General features: G+C 69.8%; 15 protein-coding genes. 6 read left to right on the top strand and 9 right to left on the bottom strand.

Features of this window, described 5'->3' with window-relative positions; genetic code table 11:
• Window positions 1–39: 39 nt before the first annotated feature.
• The 6 genes from V2J18_RS19210 to V2J18_RS19185 form a co-directional block, all read right to left on the bottom strand.
• On the bottom strand, window positions 40–1,902 hold the full coding sequence (locus tag V2J18_RS19210; protein ID WP_079248260.1) for a DUF885 domain-containing protein: 1,863 nt from the start codon (window positions 1,900–1,902) through the stop codon (window positions 40–42).
• A gap of 137 nt (window positions 1,903–2,039) precedes the next feature.
• Entirely contained in the window at window positions 2,040–3,263 is a 1,224-nt protein-coding gene (locus V2J18_RS19205; protein ID WP_064748950.1) for an ABC transporter permease, read from the bottom strand.
• A 66-nt stretch (window positions 3,264–3,329) separates the two neighbouring features.
• Window positions 3,330–4,640 carry an ABC transporter permease gene (locus V2J18_RS19200; RefSeq protein WP_064748949.1) on the bottom strand — a complete coding sequence of 437 codons (1,311 nt, stop codon included), beginning with the start codon at window positions 4,638–4,640 and terminating at the stop codon, window positions 3,330–3,332.
• Window positions 4,641–4,650: 10 nt separating this feature from the next.
• Complete coding sequence (locus tag V2J18_RS19195; RefSeq protein ID WP_064748948.1) at window positions 4,651–5,379, bottom strand: ABC transporter ATP-binding protein; 729 nt, start codon at window positions 5,377–5,379, stop codon at window positions 4,651–4,653.
• A gap of 40 nt (window positions 5,380–5,419) precedes the next feature.
• The gene (locus tag V2J18_RS19190) at window positions 5,420–5,632 is read right to left on the bottom strand and encodes a hypothetical protein (RefSeq protein ID WP_141233527.1); all 213 of its coding nucleotides are present in this window, start codon (window positions 5,630–5,632) and stop codon (window positions 5,420–5,422) included.
• Between the two features lie 2 nt (window positions 5,633–5,634).
• The gene (locus V2J18_RS19185) at window positions 5,635–6,912 is read right to left on the bottom strand and encodes an efflux RND transporter periplasmic adaptor subunit (protein WP_336132613.1); all 1,278 of its coding nucleotides are present in this window, start codon (window positions 6,910–6,912) and stop codon (window positions 5,635–5,637) included.
• Between the two features lie 189 nt (window positions 6,913–7,101).
• On the opposite strand from V2J18_RS19185, the gene glmS reads away from it, so the two are divergent.
• Window positions 7,102–8,934: a glutamine--fructose-6-phosphate transaminase (isomerizing) gene (gene glmS, locus V2J18_RS19180; RefSeq protein ID WP_064748945.1), complete on the top strand. Its 1,833-nt coding sequence runs from the start codon at window positions 7,102–7,104 to the stop codon at window positions 8,932–8,934.
• Between the two features lie 101 nt (window positions 8,935–9,035).
• Here glmS and V2J18_RS19175 read toward each other — a convergent pair whose 3' ends face one another.
• Complete coding sequence (locus tag V2J18_RS19175; RefSeq protein WP_141233526.1) at window positions 9,036–9,506, bottom strand: hypothetical protein; 471 nt, start codon at window positions 9,504–9,506, stop codon at window positions 9,036–9,038.
• Window positions 9,507–9,619: 113 nt separating this feature from the next.
• Window positions 9,620–10,261: a GNAT family N-acetyltransferase gene (locus V2J18_RS19170; RefSeq protein WP_064748943.1), complete on the bottom strand. Its 642-nt coding sequence runs from the start codon at window positions 10,259–10,261 to the stop codon at window positions 9,620–9,622.
• Between the two features lie 373 nt (window positions 10,262–10,634).
• On the opposite strand from V2J18_RS19170, the gene V2J18_RS19165 reads away from it, so the two are divergent.
• Window positions 10,635–11,291, top strand: coding sequence for a glutathione S-transferase family protein (locus V2J18_RS19165; protein ID WP_064748942.1), 657 nt, complete (start codon window positions 10,635–10,637; stop codon window positions 11,289–11,291).
• 282 nt (window positions 11,292–11,573) lie between these two features.
• Here the strand turns inward: V2J18_RS19165 and V2J18_RS19160 are convergent, their stop codons facing one another.
• A complete protein-coding gene (locus tag V2J18_RS19160) occupies window positions 11,574–12,038 on the bottom strand; it encodes a hypothetical protein (RefSeq protein ID WP_075575201.1) in 465 nt (154 codons plus the stop codon).
• Window positions 12,039–12,465: 427 nt separating this feature from the next.
• Here V2J18_RS19160 and V2J18_RS19155 point away from each other — a divergent pair, with 427 nt between their 5' ends.
• From V2J18_RS19155 to V2J18_RS19140, 4 genes are all read left to right on the top strand, one after another.
• Window positions 12,466–13,581: a sensor histidine kinase gene (locus V2J18_RS19155; protein WP_186442617.1), complete on the top strand. Its 1,116-nt coding sequence runs from the start codon at window positions 12,466–12,468 to the stop codon at window positions 13,579–13,581.
• A complete protein-coding gene (locus tag V2J18_RS19150; protein ID WP_064748939.1) occupies window positions 13,581–14,321 on the top strand; it encodes a LytR/AlgR family response regulator transcription factor in 741 nt (246 codons plus the stop codon). Before V2J18_RS19155 ends, V2J18_RS19150 begins: the two co-directional genes overlap by 1 nt.
• Before the next feature lie 123 nt (window positions 14,322–14,444).
• On the top strand, window positions 14,445–15,902 hold the full coding sequence (locus V2J18_RS19145; RefSeq protein WP_336132612.1) for a serine hydrolase domain-containing protein: 1,458 nt from the start codon (window positions 14,445–14,447) through the stop codon (window positions 15,900–15,902).
• Window positions 15,899–17,101, top strand: coding sequence for a hypothetical protein (locus V2J18_RS19140; RefSeq protein WP_141233525.1), 1,203 nt, complete (start codon window positions 15,899–15,901; stop codon window positions 17,099–17,101). Before V2J18_RS19145 ends, V2J18_RS19140 begins: the two co-directional genes overlap by 4 nt.
• The last annotated feature ends 7 nt before the right edge of the window (window positions 17,102–17,108 follow it).

Genomic DNA, 17,108 nt, shown 5'->3' with positions numbered 1-17,108 from the left:
CGGGCGAACGCCGGTCTTGCCCGGAGCTCGACCGGGCGCTTACTTGGCCGCGTCGTGCGCGTTGCCGTGCGGTCGGTTCGCGGCGATCCAGCGCCCGATCCGAGCGTCCAGTTCGTCCAGCGGCAGCGCGCCGCCGCCGAGCACTTGGTCGTGGAAAGCGCGGATGTCGAAGCGCTCGCCGAGTTCGCGTTCGGAACGGGCGCGCAGCTCGCGGATCTTCAACTGCCCCATCTTGTAGGCCAGGGCCTGGCCCGGCCAGGCGATGTAGCGGTCGGTCTCGGCCTGGATGTTGGGCTCCTCCATGTCGGAGTGATCGCGCATCCATTGCACCACCTGCTCGCGGTTCCAGCGCTTGTGGTGGATGCCGGTGTCGAGCACCAGCCGGTTGGCGCGCACCAGCTCCTGCGAGAGCCGGCCGAAATCGCTGTAGGGGTCCTGGTAGAAACCGATTTCCTTGCCCAGGTCTTCCGAGTACAGGCCCCAGCCTTCGATGAAGGCCAACTGCCCGGTCAGGGTACGGAACTTGGGCAGCGCCGGCAGCGCGCGGGTGATCGAAGATTGCAGGTGATGGCCCGGCACGCCTTCGTGATAGGCGATGGCCTCGATGGTGCCGAGCAGGCGCTGCTCCGGTTCGCCGGTGTTGACCGTGATCAGGCCCGGGCGCGCGCCGTCCGGCGTGCCGGGCATGTATTGCGCGGCCGAGGCCTCTTTCTCGCGCCAGGCCTCCACCGCCTGCACCTGCACGCGGGTCTGCGGCAGGGTGCCGAACAGCTCCGGCAGGCGCTGTTCCATCTTGGCCAGGTAGCCGCGATACAGCTCGAGGATCTGCTCGCGCGACTGCGCGTGCCGGGCCGGGTCGCGGCCCATGCGCTCGCGCGCCGTTTTCAGGTCGGCATACCCCAGCTCGCGCACGATCCGGGTCTGCTCGCGTTCGATCCTTTCGACTTCGCTCAGGCCCAGGGCGTGGATCTGCTCCGCGCTCAGCGACGAGCCGGTGAATTGCTCGATCTGGTAGCGGTAGTAGGCATCGCCGTTCGGCAGCGACCACACGCCGTACTCGCTGCGGCCTTGCGGCGCATATTCCTTGGCGACGAATTCGGCCAGGCGGCGATAGGCCGGGCGCACTTCGCCGTCGACGACCTCCAGGATCTGCTTGCGCAGGCGCTCGCGCTCGGCCTGCGGCACGCTGGCCGGGAACTTGTTCAGCGAGGCGGCGAAAACGCTGTTCTCGCCGGCCGCGTCGGCGATGCCGTTGCACTGGCCGACGATCTTCTCCAGCAGGTAGCGCGGCGGCATCAGGCCTTCGCGCGCGCCTTGGCGCGCGACTTCGGTGACCTGGTCGAGGATGCGCGGGATCGCGCGCAGCCGGACCAGATAGTCGTCGTACTGGCGGGTATCGTTGAAGGGAAAGGCTTTGACGATGATGGTCAGGAACAGGTGGCTGCCGTTGAACTGGTCCAGCGGCATCAGATGGCTCTTGATCGCGTAGGACTGCAGGTCGTTCTCGATCCAGCGCACCAGCAGACGGTGGTTGAGCAGATCGGCCTCGGCGAAGCCGCGAGTGTCGACCGCGCGAACCCGTTGCAGCATGTCGCGGCCGAAGGCCTGGCGGCGTTCGGCCCCGGCCAGGGAGAAGTCGCTCCACTGGGTGTTGTAGCGATAGTCGCCGAAGAAGCTGGCCTGTTCCGGCAACAGACGCAGCATGCCCTCCCAATGCTCGTCGATCAGGGCGTTGAAGGCGCGGGTGCGGGCGGCGACGTCGTCGACGGCCGCGGTCCGCGATGCCGCGGCCGGCGCGGTTTCTGCGGCGTGCGCGACGCCGCCCGCGAGCAAGGCGAGCACGGTGAATGCCAGCGCGCTGTGGCGCAGGCGAGAACGAGGACGCGGGGCGATCGGACTCATGGCGGGCTCCGTGGCGAAAGAAGGCGGGGCGGCGCAGGCGCGCCGTTGCCGAGCGCCCGGCGCCAGGCCGGGCGAAGGAAGGAACAGTGTGGCGGGGGCGGAGGGGGTGAGTGCGCTCGCCCCCTCTGTCCCTGAGCTCAGGCCGAACGCGTCGCCAATGCCGGCGGCACCATCGCCGCGCGCCGCGCCGGTCCGTACACCGCGAGCTGGCCGAGCAGCCACAGGCACAGCGCGCCGACCGGCAGGTACCAACCCGGCAGCCGCGGCAGCTCGTACAGTTTCATCAGGCCCAGATTGATCGCGAACGCCAGGGCCATGCCCAGGGCGATGCCGATCGTGGTCAGCAGGAAGTTCTCGGTCTGGAAGTAGCGCAGGATCTGGCCGCGGGTGGCGCCCAGCGCGCGGCGCACGCCGATCTGCTTGGTGCGCTGCTGGACCCAGAAGCTGGCCAGGCCGACGATGCCGAGCGCGGTCACGATCAGCAGGGCCAGGATCACCCCCGACAGCAGCCAGGCCATGGCGCGGTCCTGGCGGTAATACTCTTCGCGGATCTCGGCGAAGGTGTTCTCCTTCAGCACCACCCGGCCCGGACGGACGCGCTGCAGCTCCGCGACCGCGGCCTTGAGCACTTCCGCGCGCCGGCCCGGTTCGGTGGCGATCAGATAGTTGGACCAGCTCCAATGCGGGCGGACCGGAAAGATCATCGAGTACTGGCCGTTGCCGTAGTCGTTGGGGCGCAGCAGTTCCTCGACCACGCCGATCACGGTGATCGGAGCGTTGCCCCAGCTGTAGAACTGCTTGCCGAGCGCCGTCGCCGGCGTGGCGCCCGGAAACAGGCGTTCGGCAAAGCGGCGGTTGACCACCGCCACCGCAATGCGGCCCTCGTCGAAGGACGCTTCGATCGTTTCCATGTTCTGGTATTCGCCGGGCAGGAAATCGCGCCCGGCGATCAGGCGCAGGCCCATGGTCTCGACCAGGTCCTCGCTGCCCAGGTAGACCGAGGCGTTGAAGCTGTTGTCCTTCTGGTCGGGGCTCATGCGCACGCCGCTGTTGCTGCTGGAGCCGCCGAGCGGAATTTGCGAGGCCGAAGCGGCGGAGATGACGCCGGGTACGCCGCGCAGTGTCTGCACGTCTTCCTGCACGCGCGCCGAATCGTTGCGGTTCTTGCCGGGACTGACCGTCTGGATGCGCAACAGGCGCTCTTCGGCGACCCCGGTGGGGCGGTCCATGCGTTCCAGGCGCTGCGAAATCAGATACACCGCGTTGCAGACGATGGCGCAGGCCAGCGCGATCTCCAGCACGATCAGCGCGGCGGCGGTCTTGTGCCGGCGCAGGGTGGAAAGAATGGGGCGGATGTCCATGGGGTGCTCCGTCGAGGCCGCCGGACGTCGCCGGCGGCGGTTCGTTTCTGGGTCGCGGCGCGCGCGTTACTGGGACTTGAGCTGGATCGCCGGCGTCACCTGGCAGGCGCGCCAAGCCGGCAGCAGCCCGGCCAGCACGCTGGCGCCGATCGACAGGGCGAAGGTGGTCAGCAGCATGGTCCCGTCCAGATGCGCGAGCTGTGCGTACTGGGCCGGGTTCTGCCGCACCGCCCACAGTCCGAGCAGGGCCAGGCCCAGGCCGAGCGCCGCGCCGGCCACGCCGAGCGTGCCGGACTCGACCAGGAACTGCAGGAAGATGTCGCGGCGCGAGGCGCCCAGGGCGCGGCGCACGCCGATCTCCGACGAACGCCGCAGGCACTTGGCCAGCAACAGGCCGACGGTGTTGATCAGGCACACCAGCAGGAAGCCGAACGCCAGCCAGACCTGCAGGCGCACGTCGTTGGGCACCACCTTGTTGTGCTCCAGGTGCTGCATGACATCGCGCAGGCGGGGGTTGGGCGGGCGCTGGAAGCGGCCGGCCTTGCGCTGCTGTTCGGAGTAGGCGCCCAGGTAGTCGCGGTAGGCGCCGGCCTGGGCCGGGTCCATTTGCGCCCAGTACTGCACCCAGGCGCAGGGCGCCGTGGCCGACAGTTGGTCGCCGCCGGAATCGGCCCAGCAGTTGCGGTTGCCGCTGTGTTCCAGGCCGATATCGCGTGCGGTCCAGAACGGCACGAACAGTTCTTCCGGCTCGCCGTAGCGCGACAGGTTGAGGTCGTAGAAGCGCGGCACCGGGCGCCAATCGTCGAGCACGCCGACGATGCGCAGGTCGACGTTCTCCACCCGCACCGTGCGGCCGACGCTGTTGCCGCCGCCGAACAGGGTCTGGTTGAGTTCGCGCGAAATCACCGCCACCCGGGCGCGGCCCTCGTCTTCGGTGCGGGTCCAGCCGCGGCCGTACTGGAACGGCGTGTCGAACAGGTCGAAGAAGCCTTCGCTGGTGTAGCGCGCCTCGCTGATCTTCGACGACTGGCCGCCAGCCGGGGTGACCACGACGTTGCCGCCGGACATCAGCGCCTGGCGCTCGGCGCGGCCTTCGCGCAGCAGGGCTTCGGCGTCGAAGCGGGTCAGCTGGGATTCGGGCTCCTCGCCGGGCTTGAAGCCGTGCAGGTCGGCGGCGTCGAGCTGAACATAGAACAGACGCTCGCTCTTGTCCGGAATGGGGTCGCCCGACAGCACGTGGAATACCGTCAGGGTGGTCATCGACGCGCCGATGCCGAGCGCGATCGCCAGCACCATCAGCGCGGTCAGGACGCGGTTGCGCTTGAAGCTGCGCAGGGCGAGTTGCAGGTAGTAAGCGAACTGGCTGTTGCCGGACATGGCGGCGGCCTCAGGCGGACAGGGCGTCGGCGATTTCGGCCGGCGCCGGGCTGCGGATCAGACTGGGCTCGGCCTTCAGGTCGGTGGCCATGCCGTCGACGATGTGGACGTTGCGTTGCGCGCGCGCGGCCAGCTCCGGGTCGTGGGTGACCATGACGATCGTGGTGCCGGCGGCGTTGATCTCCTCCAACAGCTCCATGACCCCGCGCGCCATTTGCGAGTCGAGGTTGCCGGTGGGTTCGTCGGCGAGCAGCAGGCGCGGCGCGCCGGCCAGGGCGCGGGCGATCGCGGCGCGCTGTTGCTGGCCGCCGGACAGTTCGGCCGGGTAGTGCTTCATGCGCGAACCCAGGCCGACCTGGCTCAATGCCTGCTCGATGCGCTGCTTGCGTTCGGCGGCGGGCATGCGCCGGTAGCGCAGCGGCACGTCGCAGTTGTCGAACAGGTTGAGGTCGGGAATCAGGTTGAAGCTCTGGAAGATGAAACCGATCTTCTGGTTGCGCAGGCGCGACCGCGCATCGTCGGACAGGCCGCGCACGTCCTCGCCGTCCAGCCGGAACTCGCCGCCGGTGAAGGTTTCCAGCAAGCCGGCGATGTTGAGGAAGGTGGTCTTGCCCGAGCCGGACGGACCGGTCACCGCGACGAACTCGCCTTCGCCGACGTGCAGATCCAGCGAACGCAGCGCGTGCGTTTCCACGAGTTCGGTGCGGTAGACCTTGGTGACCTGGCGCATATCGAGCATGAAGGCGATTCCTGGAGGAGAGGTCTGGAGCGAAACGGGATCAGCGGACCGCGAACATCGGCAGCGACCGCGCCGCGGCGTAGCGCGCATTGCGCAGCGGCCGACGCGGTTCGGCGTTGGCGCTGCGCGCCGGGCCGGCGTCGCGGACCAGATCGAAGTTGATCAGCTGGTGCAGGCGCAGCGGCACGGCGTCGGTCAGCTGCTGCGGGTTCCAGGCCGGGACGGTAGCGCGGGTATCGTGCAGGGCGTACATGATCATTCTCCACTGATGCGGACCGCGTCCGCGTTGTCGAACTGGTCGCTGCCGGAGACGACGATGCGCTCGCCCGGCTGCAGGCCTTCGAGGATTTCCACGTGGCTCAGGCTGCTGGCGCCGGCGCGGATCGGGCGGCGCGAGGCGAGGCCGTCGGCGACCACATACGCGTAGCGGCCGCCGGACTGTTCCAGGAACGGGCCGCGCTCGACCGTCAGCACGTTGCGGCGGGTGTCGAGCACGATGCGCGCGCTCAGGCGCTGGTTCTGGCGCAGGCCGGACGGCTGACGATCGACGAAGCGCAGGCGGCTGACCACTTCGCCGCCGACGACTTCCGGCGACACCGCCGAGATCCGCGCCGGGAAGCTCTCGCCGCCGCCGCCGCCGATCTGCGCCGGCATACCGATCGCCAGTTCGCGGGCGAAGCTCTCCGGCACCTTGATTTCGACTTCGAACACGCCCAGGTCGACCACGCTGAGCACAGGCGCGTTGGCGGCGACGTTGGCGCGCTGGGCGACCTGGATCTGGCCGACCTGGCCGTCGAACGGCGCGCGCAGGGTCAGCGCGTCGACCTGACGCTGCGCCTCGGCGACGATCGCGCGCTGGCGATCGGCGAGCAGGCGCTTGTTGCGCGCATCCAGGCCGGCGCTGCGGCCCTGGCGGTCGAGGTCGCCGCGGGCATGATCCAGGCCGATGTCGGCCTTCTTGAGTTCGTCCTGGGCCTTGGCCACGTCGACCTTGGCCACCGCGCCGCCGTCGAAGGCGCGTTGGTAGCGTTCCAGGTCGCGCGCTGCGGCGATGCGGTCGACCTGGGCCTGGTCGAGTTCCTTGCGTGCGGTCGAGCGGGCCAGTTCGGCGGCCAGTTCGGCGCGGCTGGCCTCGGCTTCCAGGCCGGCCAGGGTGGCCTGTTCCTGGGCCAGCTTGCTGCGCAATTCGGGGCTGTCGATCTCGGCCAGCACCTGGCCGCGGCGGACCACGTCGCCGGCCACCACCTTGAGGTCGACCGAGCCGCCGGCGATCGCGTACAGGATCGGGCTGTTGGCGGCGATGACCCGGCCGTCGGCGGCGATGTCGCGGACCAGATCGCCGCGCTCGACTTCGGCGAAGCGCAGCCGCTCGGCCGCGATCGAGCGCCCGCCCGCGCTCCAGCCGGACAACAGCCAGGCGCCGGCGGTGAGTGCCAGCACGCCGGCGCCCGCGCCCAGCAGCCACGGCCGGCGCCATGCGGCGGCGGTCGGGGCGACGCGGTGGTCCTGCGCAGAAGTGTCGCGGATGCTCATTTCGATGCGGCTCGATCCGGATGTCTGGGCTTAACCCAAGCACAACCCGTGCCAATCGCAAGTTGTTGATTTAAAATGGCGTACGTTCCTGTCCGGGCGTCCGTCCGGACAGTCGCTCTGTCCGCCGGACGTGTCCGCAAAGCGCACTGGCTAGAATCGCGGCCATCCCCCGAAGGAGTTGCCCCCAGCATGTGCGGAATCGTTGGCGCGATCGCCGATCGCGATGTGGTACCCGTCCTCATCGACGGACTCAAACGTTTGGAATACCGCGGCTACGACTCGGCCGGCATCGCCGTGTTCGACGGCGCGCAGCTGCGCCGCGTGCGCCGCACCGGCCGCGTCGGCGAGATGGAGGCCGCGGCCCAGGCCGAGGGCTTCAACGCCCAGGTCGGCATCGGCCACACCCGTTGGGCCACCCACGGCGGCGTGACCGAGGCCAATGCCCACCCGCACATCAGCTTCGGCGAACTGGCGGTGGTGCACAACGGCATCATCGAGAACCACGACGAGCAGCGCGAGCGCCTGCGCGCCGCCGGCTACGCGTTCGAATCGCAGACCGACACCGAAGTCATCGCCCACCTGATCCATCACCATCTCAAGCAGGACGGGGACCTGCTGGCGGCGGTGCAGAACACGGTGCGCGAGCTGGTCGGCGCCTACGCCATCGCGGTGGTCAGCAAGCGCGAACCTGGCCGTCTGATCGCCGCGCGCATGGGCTGCCCGTTGCTGGTCGGCCTGGGCGAGGGCGAGAACTTCGTCGCCAGCGACGTCTCGGCGATCGTCCAGGCCACCCGCCGGGTGATCTTCCTGGAAGAAGGCGACACCGCCGACATCAGCCGCGACAGCGTGCAAGTGTTCGACGCGCAGGGGGCGCGCATCGAACGCGAAGTGCACGTGTCCGACGTGTCGCTGGCGTCGCTGGAGTTGGGCCCGTACCGCCACTTCATGCAGAAGGAAATCCACGAACAGCCGCGCGCCATCGCCGACACCATCGAGGCGGTGATGGACAACGGCGCGTTCTCGCCGTCGCTGTTCGGCGCGCAGGCCGAGTCGGTGTTCGCCGGCATCGAAGGCGTGCAGATCCTGGCTTGCGGCACCAGCTATTACGCCGGCCTGACCGCGCGCTACTGGATCGAGGCCATCGCCGGCCTGCCGTGCCAGGTTGAAATCGCCAGCGAATACCGCTACCGCGCCGCGGTCGCCAATCCCAAGCAGTTGATCGTCACCATCTCGCAGTCGGGCGAAACTCTGGACACGATGGAGGCGCTGAAGTACGCCAAGTCGCTGGGCCACGAGCGCACCCTGTCGATCTGCAACGTGCCGGAGAGCGCGATTCCGCGCGCCAGCAAGCTGGTCTACTACACCCGCGCCGGCGCCGAGATCGGCGTGGCCTCGACCAAGGCCTTCACCACCCAGTTGGTGGCGTTGTTCACCCTCACCGCGACTCTGGCCAAGCTGCAGGGCAAGCTGTCGGCCGAACAGGAAGCCGAGTTCGTCGACGCCCTGCGTCACCTGCCGGGCAGCGTGCAGCACGCGCTCAACCTGGAACCGCAGATCACCGCCTGGGCCGAACGCTTCGCGCCCAAGCAGCATGCGCTGTTCCTCGGCCGCGGCGTGCATTACCCGATCGCCCTGGAAGGCGCGCTCAAGCTCAAGGAAATCTCCTACATCCACGCCGAGGCCTACCCGGCCGGCGAGCTCAAGCACGGCCCGCTGGCTCTGGTCGACGCCGCCATGCCGGTGGTGGTGATCGCGCCGAACGACAAGCTGCTGGAGAAGGTGAAGTCCAACATTCAGGAAGTGCGCGCCCGCGGCGGCGAGATGTTCGTGTTCGCCGACCTCGACAGCCACTTCGGCGAATCCGAGGCGGTGCACGTGATCCGCACCCCGCGCCACGTCGGCGTGTTGTCGCCGGTGGTGCACGCGATCCCGGTGCAGTTGCTGGCCTACCACGCCGCACTGGCGCGCGGTACCGACGTCGACAAGCCGCGCAACCTGGCCAAGGCGGTGACGGTGGAATGACCGGCTGAGCCGGCGAGGCGCCCCTTGCGCGCAGTCCGCGTTCGGGGCGTTTCGAAAACACGATCCGCTAATACGGTGCGGTCAGCCTGACGGTGTAGACCTCATAGAACGGCGCGCTCGGCGGCGCAGGATATTTGCGGCCGACCATCCGCCGGGAAACAAGCCATATCCGGGGTGCCGGGATTGACCCGATATTCTTTGACGGTCCCGGCCTCGTCGATCACCGCGACAGCGCGAAAGCGGGCGATGCCGGCCTGTCCGGCCTGGGCGGCGCAGCTGCGATAGACCTCGGACCGGAAGCGGTCGTGAGCAGGAAGCATCCGTCGCCCCCAGGCCATGCCGGCAAAGGTAGAGGTCAAGCGTGCGGCTTCGGCGGCCAGCAGGTGCCAACGATCCGCAGCCTCGATGCGGCCGCTGGGGCAGCCGGCGAGCAGGGCTGAAAGGCCGACAACAAAGGCGCGCATGCGGCTGCCGGGAGCCGTCGATGACCGGCCGCCGAAGTGGGCCTGCACGGGTTCTGGGCGTTCCTTCGCGGAACCGTCAATCGGCTCGTTCTCGTAAATGGCCTGCACTGACGCCGGCGCTGTCGGTGCATTCCGATGCGGCATTGCACGTGATGCGCGATACCCGGACGATCCGGTCCGAAGCCGACGCGCGTATGCTCCGGGCAGCGCTGCCAGTCGCTTCAAGTCTCCGGAATCGTCGCCGTAGCGAACGGCCCGAGCACCGTCCAACCCAGGTTCTCGTAGAGACCGCGGCCGTCGGCGGTCGCGACCAACAACTGCGGGCTGGTTGGGGACAACTTGCCCGATGCCAGCGCGATCATCACCGCGGCGCCCAAGCCTTTGCGTCGATGCTCCGGCGCGGTTTCGATCCGGTCGTAGACGAAGGCTTCTGCGGTTTCCGCCGCGCTGCCGGTGGCCGCCACCGCGCCGTCGGGCGCGACGACGCTGGCGCGAACGGCGCTGCCGGCGCGTTCGAGCTCCATCCTGTACCCGTCCGGCAGCGGCCTGGCGTCGGCGGGCGCCGCGGTCGTGGTCATGAAGTAGTTCGACGGTTGGAGCTCCCAACGCTCCGGCAGCGCGCTGCGCAGTTCTTCGTCGTAGCCGCACAGCTTCAGATAATGCCGCGGCGCGGTGATTTCGCGTGCGATAGCGCGCAGCCCATCGCATAGCTGCGGAAAAACCCAGCGCTTGGTTTCCTTTTCCGAGTGGGTGTCCACCCGGAAGCCGCCGCGATCGCGGACGGGGGGCGGGGAGCCGCGGGCGATGGAATGGGCGGCTTGCCAGGCGAACACGAGGTCGGGATCGATGCGGGATAGGCTCATGGTGGATCGCTTGGGGCGCCCGGAAGGGGCGCATTCTCCGGCGGCCAAGTCTGCCGCGCCATACCGGCGCTCGGCGGTGCCGCCTGCGTAGGCGTCGACTACAGCATCGCTTCGTCTCAGGCGCTAAGACGCAGGCAGGCGGAACGCGAGTGCCGCGATGGGGCTGGACGCGGCGAGCGGCATCGGTTTCGGGGAGGCGTCCTCGGAGCCGTCCGTCGGAGCACAGGCGCAATCGCGGGACGCCGGAAGGTTGCCGTCCCTGATTCGGCCGAGGAACGGACGGTTGTCGAATCTGCGCTCAGTCGTTCGTCGCCGAGGTGAAGGGGGCGATCGGCTCGCCCCGCCACCGATATTCACCGAGGAACACGTCGCAATGACCATCGTCATCACCGCCTTCGAACGATCGCCCGACGGCGGCAAAGGACTGGCGCGCGATACGCGTGTGCGCTGGGCGCTGGAGGAGGTCGGCCGGCCCTACGAGGTCCGGTTCGTGTCCTTGCGCGCGATGAAGGAGCCGGCCCATCTGCGCCTGCATCCCTTCGGCCAGATTCCCACGTATGAGGAAGGCGGTCTGGCCTTGTTCGAAACCGGCGCGATCGTCTTGCATCTGGCGCAGATCCATGCGGGTTTGCTGCCCGACGATGCCGATGCACGGGCGCGCGCGATCGCCTGGATGTTCGCCGCGCTCAACACGGTCGAACCGCCGATCCTCGATCTGGCGGTCGCCAGACTGGCGGAAGGCGACCGGCCCTGGGCCGGCCAACGCCTGCCGCTGGTCGAAGACCGCATCCGGCAGAGGTTGGCGCAACTGGCGACCCGCCTGGGCCGGACAGAATGGCTCGACGGAGGATTCAGCGCCGGCGACCTGATGATGGTGTCGGTGCTGTTGCGGCTGAGGCCGTCGGGGTTGCTGGACGAGTTCCCGCGTCTGGCCGCCTATGTCGCCCGCGGCGAAGCGCGGCCGGCCTACCTGCGCGCTTTTGCCGCGCAATGGGCGGTCAACGCCGTCATCGAGCCGCAGGCGGTCTGAACGTCGAGTCCGCTCCGATGCGGAACGCGTTGCAAAGGCCTGTAGAACTCCGCGATCCGCGGCACGAAGCGCTGCGGATTCGATCCTACGCCCAGGCGGGGCTGCCGCTGGAGACGTTCAAGCGACTTCGTGAACTCGCCACTCTGATCGAGGCCACCGACCGGGCCGGCCGACTACGCGGTTGGAACGGGGCGTCCCCCGGGCCGGCCCCCGAGCTGAAGTCTCGCCCGCGGATATGACGCGGCGGGCCGCCGCGGGGACGCGGGCTGCAGGCAGCGGAACTCAACCCACGACGCTGGCGTCTGCGACTTCGATCACCAGCGGCGCCTCGGCTGCGGCGTCGGGAACGTACCAGACCCGTGCCTCTGCGCCGACGCCGGGGACCTGCGTTTGCAGCAAATAGTCGCGTGAGCTTTGCGGATTCCACCGTCCTTCCAGCGCCCGGCCGTCGCCGAGCCGGACGATCAAGGCGAAGGACGAGAGCGAGCCGTCTTCGGCGAGCACCCAGTGCCGGCCGGTCACCCGGCCGGCGGCGGCGATCGCCCCAGGGCGGATTTCGCGCCACTGCGCTTCCAGCCCGCGTTCGAGCTTCGCCTGCCGGATGCAGGCGGCCAAGACCGCCCACAGCGCGACAGCCAGGCCGACGAGCATGACGGTGAAGATCAGGTTGAACCACCAGCCCGGCGTCGGCTCGGTCCAGAGTTGGGCCACGGCCCAGACCGCGCCGGCGCCGGCGATCAGGTTCATGAGCGCGAATCCGATCCGCCCGGCCGTGCCCATGCGGCGCGGGAACCGCAGCGAACGGGGGGCTGGTCCCGGCGAAGCTGCGGGGCTGAGTCGCGGCACGAGGTGAATGACGTGGCCGTCGTTGTCGTCTTGCATCCGATGCTTCGACATGGGCGCATGGTAGCGGGTGGGGTTTCGCGGGGCCAAGCGCGCAGCACGGGGCAGCGGTAGGCCGATGCAGCCGGGCGATGCCGTGCGCACGACGCGCACAGTGACCGCCCGGCAATCCCCATCCACCGGCCCGCCGCGGCGGATGCACGGCCGGCCGCTTCGGTCGGGCCAGCGTGCGCCGGGTAGCCGGCGCTGCGGTATACCGGTCCTGTGCGCCCGCCGGCGCTGGCATGATGGGCGCCGATCGCCCGTCTGGATGTTCGGTGCCGCCGATCCGATGAACGCCCCCTACGATGACTTGCACCGCCGCGACGACGAGCCGCCGTTCTGGCTGCCCTTGCTCGCGACGCTGCCGTTGGCGGCCTGCCTGCTGCTGAGCGTGCTGCCGATCCTCGGCCATGGTCCGGCGAGCGTGTCGCGCAGCATGTATCTGTGGGCATTCGCGCTGTGGTTGCTGCCGCTGACGGCCTTGCAGCGAGCGCTGCGGCGGCGTTGCTCGCTGGCGGCGACGGCGGCGGTGTTGTTGCCGGCCACGTTCCTGATGGCCTGGACCAGCCGCTGGCTGTTGCTGCTGCCGCCGTTGCTCGCGCGCGGTTCGTTGCCGCCTTCGTTCGACTGGACGTCGACCTTGCGCGGGCTGGAGGGGGCCTGGCTGAGCCTGGTGGCGGCCTGCGCGATCCATGCGGTGGTCGCATACGCGGCGCAGTTGCGGCGCGAGCGCGAGCGGTCGGCGCAGGCGCGGGCGCTGGCGCGCGACGCCGAGCTGACCGCGCTGCGCTACCAACTGCAGCCGCACTTCCTCTTCAATACGCTCAATGCGGTTTCGGCGCTGATCGGCGAAGGACAGGCGGGGCAGGCCCAGCGGATGCTGGTGCGCCTGAGCGAGTTTCTGCGCGCCACGCTCGATGGCGAACGCGGGCACGAAGTCAGCCTGGCCGAGGAACTCGCGCTGACCGAGGCCTATCTGGAGGTCGAGCAGGCGCGCCTGGGCGAGCGTCTGCGACTGGGTTGGAAGATCGGCGCCGGCGTGTTGCCGGCGCCGGTGCCGTATCTGCTACTGCAGCCGCTGGTGGAGAACGCGATCCGCCACGGCATCGCCCGCCGCACGCAGCCCGGACGGATCGATCTGGACATCGCCGCCGACGGCGACATGCTGCGGATCGACATCGCCAACGACCCGGCCACGGCCCCGCCTGGCGACACCGGGCCGGTGCGCGCCGGCGGCGCGATCGGCCTGCGCAATGTGCGCGAGCGTTTGCAGGCGTTGTATCCGCAACGGCATGTTTTCCAGGCCGGGCTCGACGGCGACGGCCGCTACCGGGTGCGCCTGCGCTTGCCGCTGCGCTCCGCGCGCAGTGCGGTTGCATCGATCGATACGGGAGAAGGGCGCTGATGCGGGTGGCGGTGATCGACGACGAACCTTTGGCGCGCTGCGGAGTGGTCCAGCGTTTGGCGCGCCATTCCGATCTGTCGCTCGCCGGCGACTATGCCGATGCCGAAGCGGCACGCGCCGGTTTGACGGCGGCGCCGGTCGATCTGGTTTTCGTCGACGTGCAGATGCCCGGCCAGAGCGGCCTGGACTGGCTCGCTGCGCAGGCGCCGCCCCGGCGGCCGCTGGCGATCCTGCTGACCGCGCACGCCCAGTACGCGGTGCAGGCCTTCGCCCTGGAGGCGGTCGACTATCTGCTCAAGCCGATCGACGATGCGCGTTTCGACGAAGCGGTGGAGCGTGCGCGCCGGCGTCGCCGCGAGCGAGAAGGCATCGGCGCCACGGTGCCGGCCATCGCGCCGCTGCGCCGATTCGCGGTGCGGGTCGGGCGGCGCGCGGTGTACGTCGAGGCCGAGCGGATCGAATGGATTCAGGCCGACGGCGACTATGCGCTGCTGCACGTCGGCGGCCGCAGTCACCTGTTGCGCGAGCCGCTGCATCGGTTGGCCGAGCGCCTGGACCCGCTGCGCTTCGTGCGCGTGCACCGTTCGGCCATCGTGCGCGTGGACTGCGTGGCCGAGTTGCAGGCCCTGCCCAATCGCGACGCGATCGCCCGCCTGCAGGACGGCACGCCGCTGCGGGTCAGCCGCACCTATATCGACGCCTTGCTCGCCCGGCTGCAGGACGGCGCCGGCATGGGGTGAGCCCGTCGCGCCGGTTGCGCCGGACCGGTTCGTCTCAGTGCGTGCACGGTCCATCCCAAACCAGGTGCGCGGCGCCGTAGCGGTTCCTACAGTGGGGCTCCGCTCATCAGGAGTCCCGCCGGCATGATCCGCCCGCGCCATTCCCGTCCATCGCTCGCCGCCCGCGTGTTCGCCGTCGTGCTGCCGGTCGCCGCCTCGACGGCGCTCGCCGACTGCGGCCACGCGCCCGAAAGTTCCGCCGCGATCACCGCGCAGACCCTGCTCGATGCCTTGGTCCGCAGCAACGGCGTGCCCGGCATGGGCGCAGCGGTGTGGCGCGACGGCGAAGTGGCCTGGACCGGTTGCGCCGGCTGGCGCGATGCGGAGGCGCGGAGACCGGTACGCGCCGACACGGTGTTCCGTTTCGCCAGCGTGTCCAAGGCGATCGCCGCGACCGCCGCGGCGAAGCTGAGCGAGGACGGCAAGCTCGATCTGGATGCGCCGCTCAAGGCGCGTTTGCCCTGGCTGCCCGCCGCTTGGGGCCCGATGAACCTGCGTCAGGTAGCGGCGCACGTGGCGGGACTGCCGCACTACCAGGCTGGCGACGAGGACATCGGCCGCGACGGTCGTCGCTACGCCAGCCAGCGCGAGGCGGTCGGCGTATTCGCTGCGCGCCCGCTGCTGAGCGCGGCGGGCACGAGCTACCACTACTCCTCCTATGGCTACACCCTGATCGGCGCAGCGATCGAGGACGCGGCCGGCCAGCCGTTCCTGGACTACATCGGACGCGCGATCGTGCCGGGGCTGCGCATCGGCGCCGAGCACGGCGGCCGCGGCGAAGGCGAGTCGCAGTTGTACGAGCTCGATGGCGGTACCGCGCACCGGGTCGAGCGACCGCGAGATTTCAGCTACTCCTGGGGCGGCGGCGGGCTCGCCGGCACGCCGGAGTCGCTGGTCCGCTTCGGCGGCCGCCTGATGAACGGGCAGATCGTCAGGCCCGAGACCTTCGCCGCGATGCAGGAGCCGCTGCGATTGAACGACGGCCGGCCAGTGCAGGAGCGCGACTATCGCCTCGGCCTGGGCTGGCGCCTGGGCTTGGACCCGGACGGCGCCCGCATCGTCCACCACGCCGGTATCACCGAAGGCGCACGCGCGGCGCTGGTGCTGTGGCCGCAACGCGCGATCGCCGCCAGCGTGGCCTCGAATGCGGAGTGGGTCTCGTCGATCGAATCCACCGCGATGCTGCTGGCGGCGCCGTTCCTGCCCCGGCCCGTCGATCTGAAATCCGCGCGGTGTCCGTTGGCGCAACGCCGTTACGGCGGCCGTCTGGTCGAGCAGGCCCTCGACGGTGCGGCGAGTTTCCGTCTTGAGCGCGGCCGCTGTGTCGGCGAGCTGCACGCCGATGCGGCTCTGCGCGCGCACTTCGCCAAGGCGTCGGTGTGGAACGACCAGCGCCTGCGGGTGATCGCGCTCGACGCCGGCGGCGGACTGTCCCGCGCCGCACTGGTCACGCCGTTCGGCTTGTACGAGTTGCGCGCGCAAGGCGCCGGCCGCTATCGGGCGCAATTGAGCGGCGATCGGGTGCTGGAGCTGCGGCTGTGAGCGCGCGTGCGATGTTGTCGCGGCGGGTGCTGGGCGTCGCCGCATCGGGTTTGTTCGCCGTCTCGGCGCAGGCTGGCGTGGTGCTGCTGCACAGCGAGGGCGCAGTCGGCCAACGCCGCGCTTATTTCGCCGACCTCGGCCGGATCCAGGACCGCACGCCGATGGAACAGATCCTGGCGCCGGTCGCGATCCGCCAGATCGATGTCTACACCGTGTTCGAAAGCGCGGCCGAGGCCGATTGGTCGGTGGTGCCGCTGCAGTTCGAATGCGCGCAGCCCCTGCCGCAGTATCCGGGCCGGCGCAAGCGCGCACCGGCAGCGGCCGAGCCGCCGCCGCGACCCGACAGCGTGCGCCTGCAAGTCGGCGAGGGCGGCTATCGCATGAGCCGCGAGGGGCAGCGCTTGGGCATCGCCGCCGCGGCCTGGCGACCGGCCAACGATGCGGTCGCATTGCGGGCGCAGGCACTGGCCTGCAACGAGGTGCCGGTGCGCGAGGCCGAAAACGCCGCGCGCGGCGGGGATGGGTTCGATCAGGCGCGATTCGACGCCGCGCTGGAGCCTCTGGGCCTGCGCTCGCTGCGATGGGTGGCGGACACGCCGAACTTCTTCGTGCTGCGCGAAGTGGCCTGGAGCGGTTTGTGGGCGGGCGCGCAGCGGCCCAAGAGCGCCGGCGACCGGCCGCTGAGCGCCGCCGAAAAGGCGCAGTACCAACGCGAGTACGCAGCCATCGCGCAAACCATGGACCGATTGGCTGCGCAAGCGCAGCAGTACGGCGAACCGTTGCTGCGCAAGCATCGCGTCGATCAGGCCTTCGCCGCCAAGGCCGCCTCGATCCGCGGCCAGCGCCGGCTCGATCCCAAGGAAGCCTCGGCGATCATGGTCTGGCAGGGCCAGCCGGAACAGCAGGTGCTGGAGCGGATGGGACGAGCGGAATTGCAGCAGTCCGGCGAATTGCGTCTGTTGAGTTACTCGCGCGAGTACGACGACCGCTCGCAACTGGTCAATCGGGCCTCGGGCCAGGTGGTGGCCGAGCAGGGCGCGCATAGCCGTTGCGTGGTGACCTTCGTGGTCGCGCCCGATCAGGAAGGTTCGCCTCGGGTGGCCGATGTGCGCATCGAAGTGCAGAGCACCGGCATCGGCGGCGGCGGTCTTTGCCAAGGATTGATCCAAGTGCCCGAGCCGGGCGCACAGGCGCGCTGACCGTCGC

It is taken from the genome of Lysobacter firmicutimachus, from assembly GCF_037027445.1.
GTDB lineage: Bacteria > Pseudomonadota > Gammaproteobacteria > Xanthomonadales > Xanthomonadaceae > Lysobacter > Lysobacter firmicutimachus.
The sequence above is the reverse complement of the archived record's forward strand: the minus strand, read 5'-3'. Positions and strand labels throughout refer to the sequence as shown.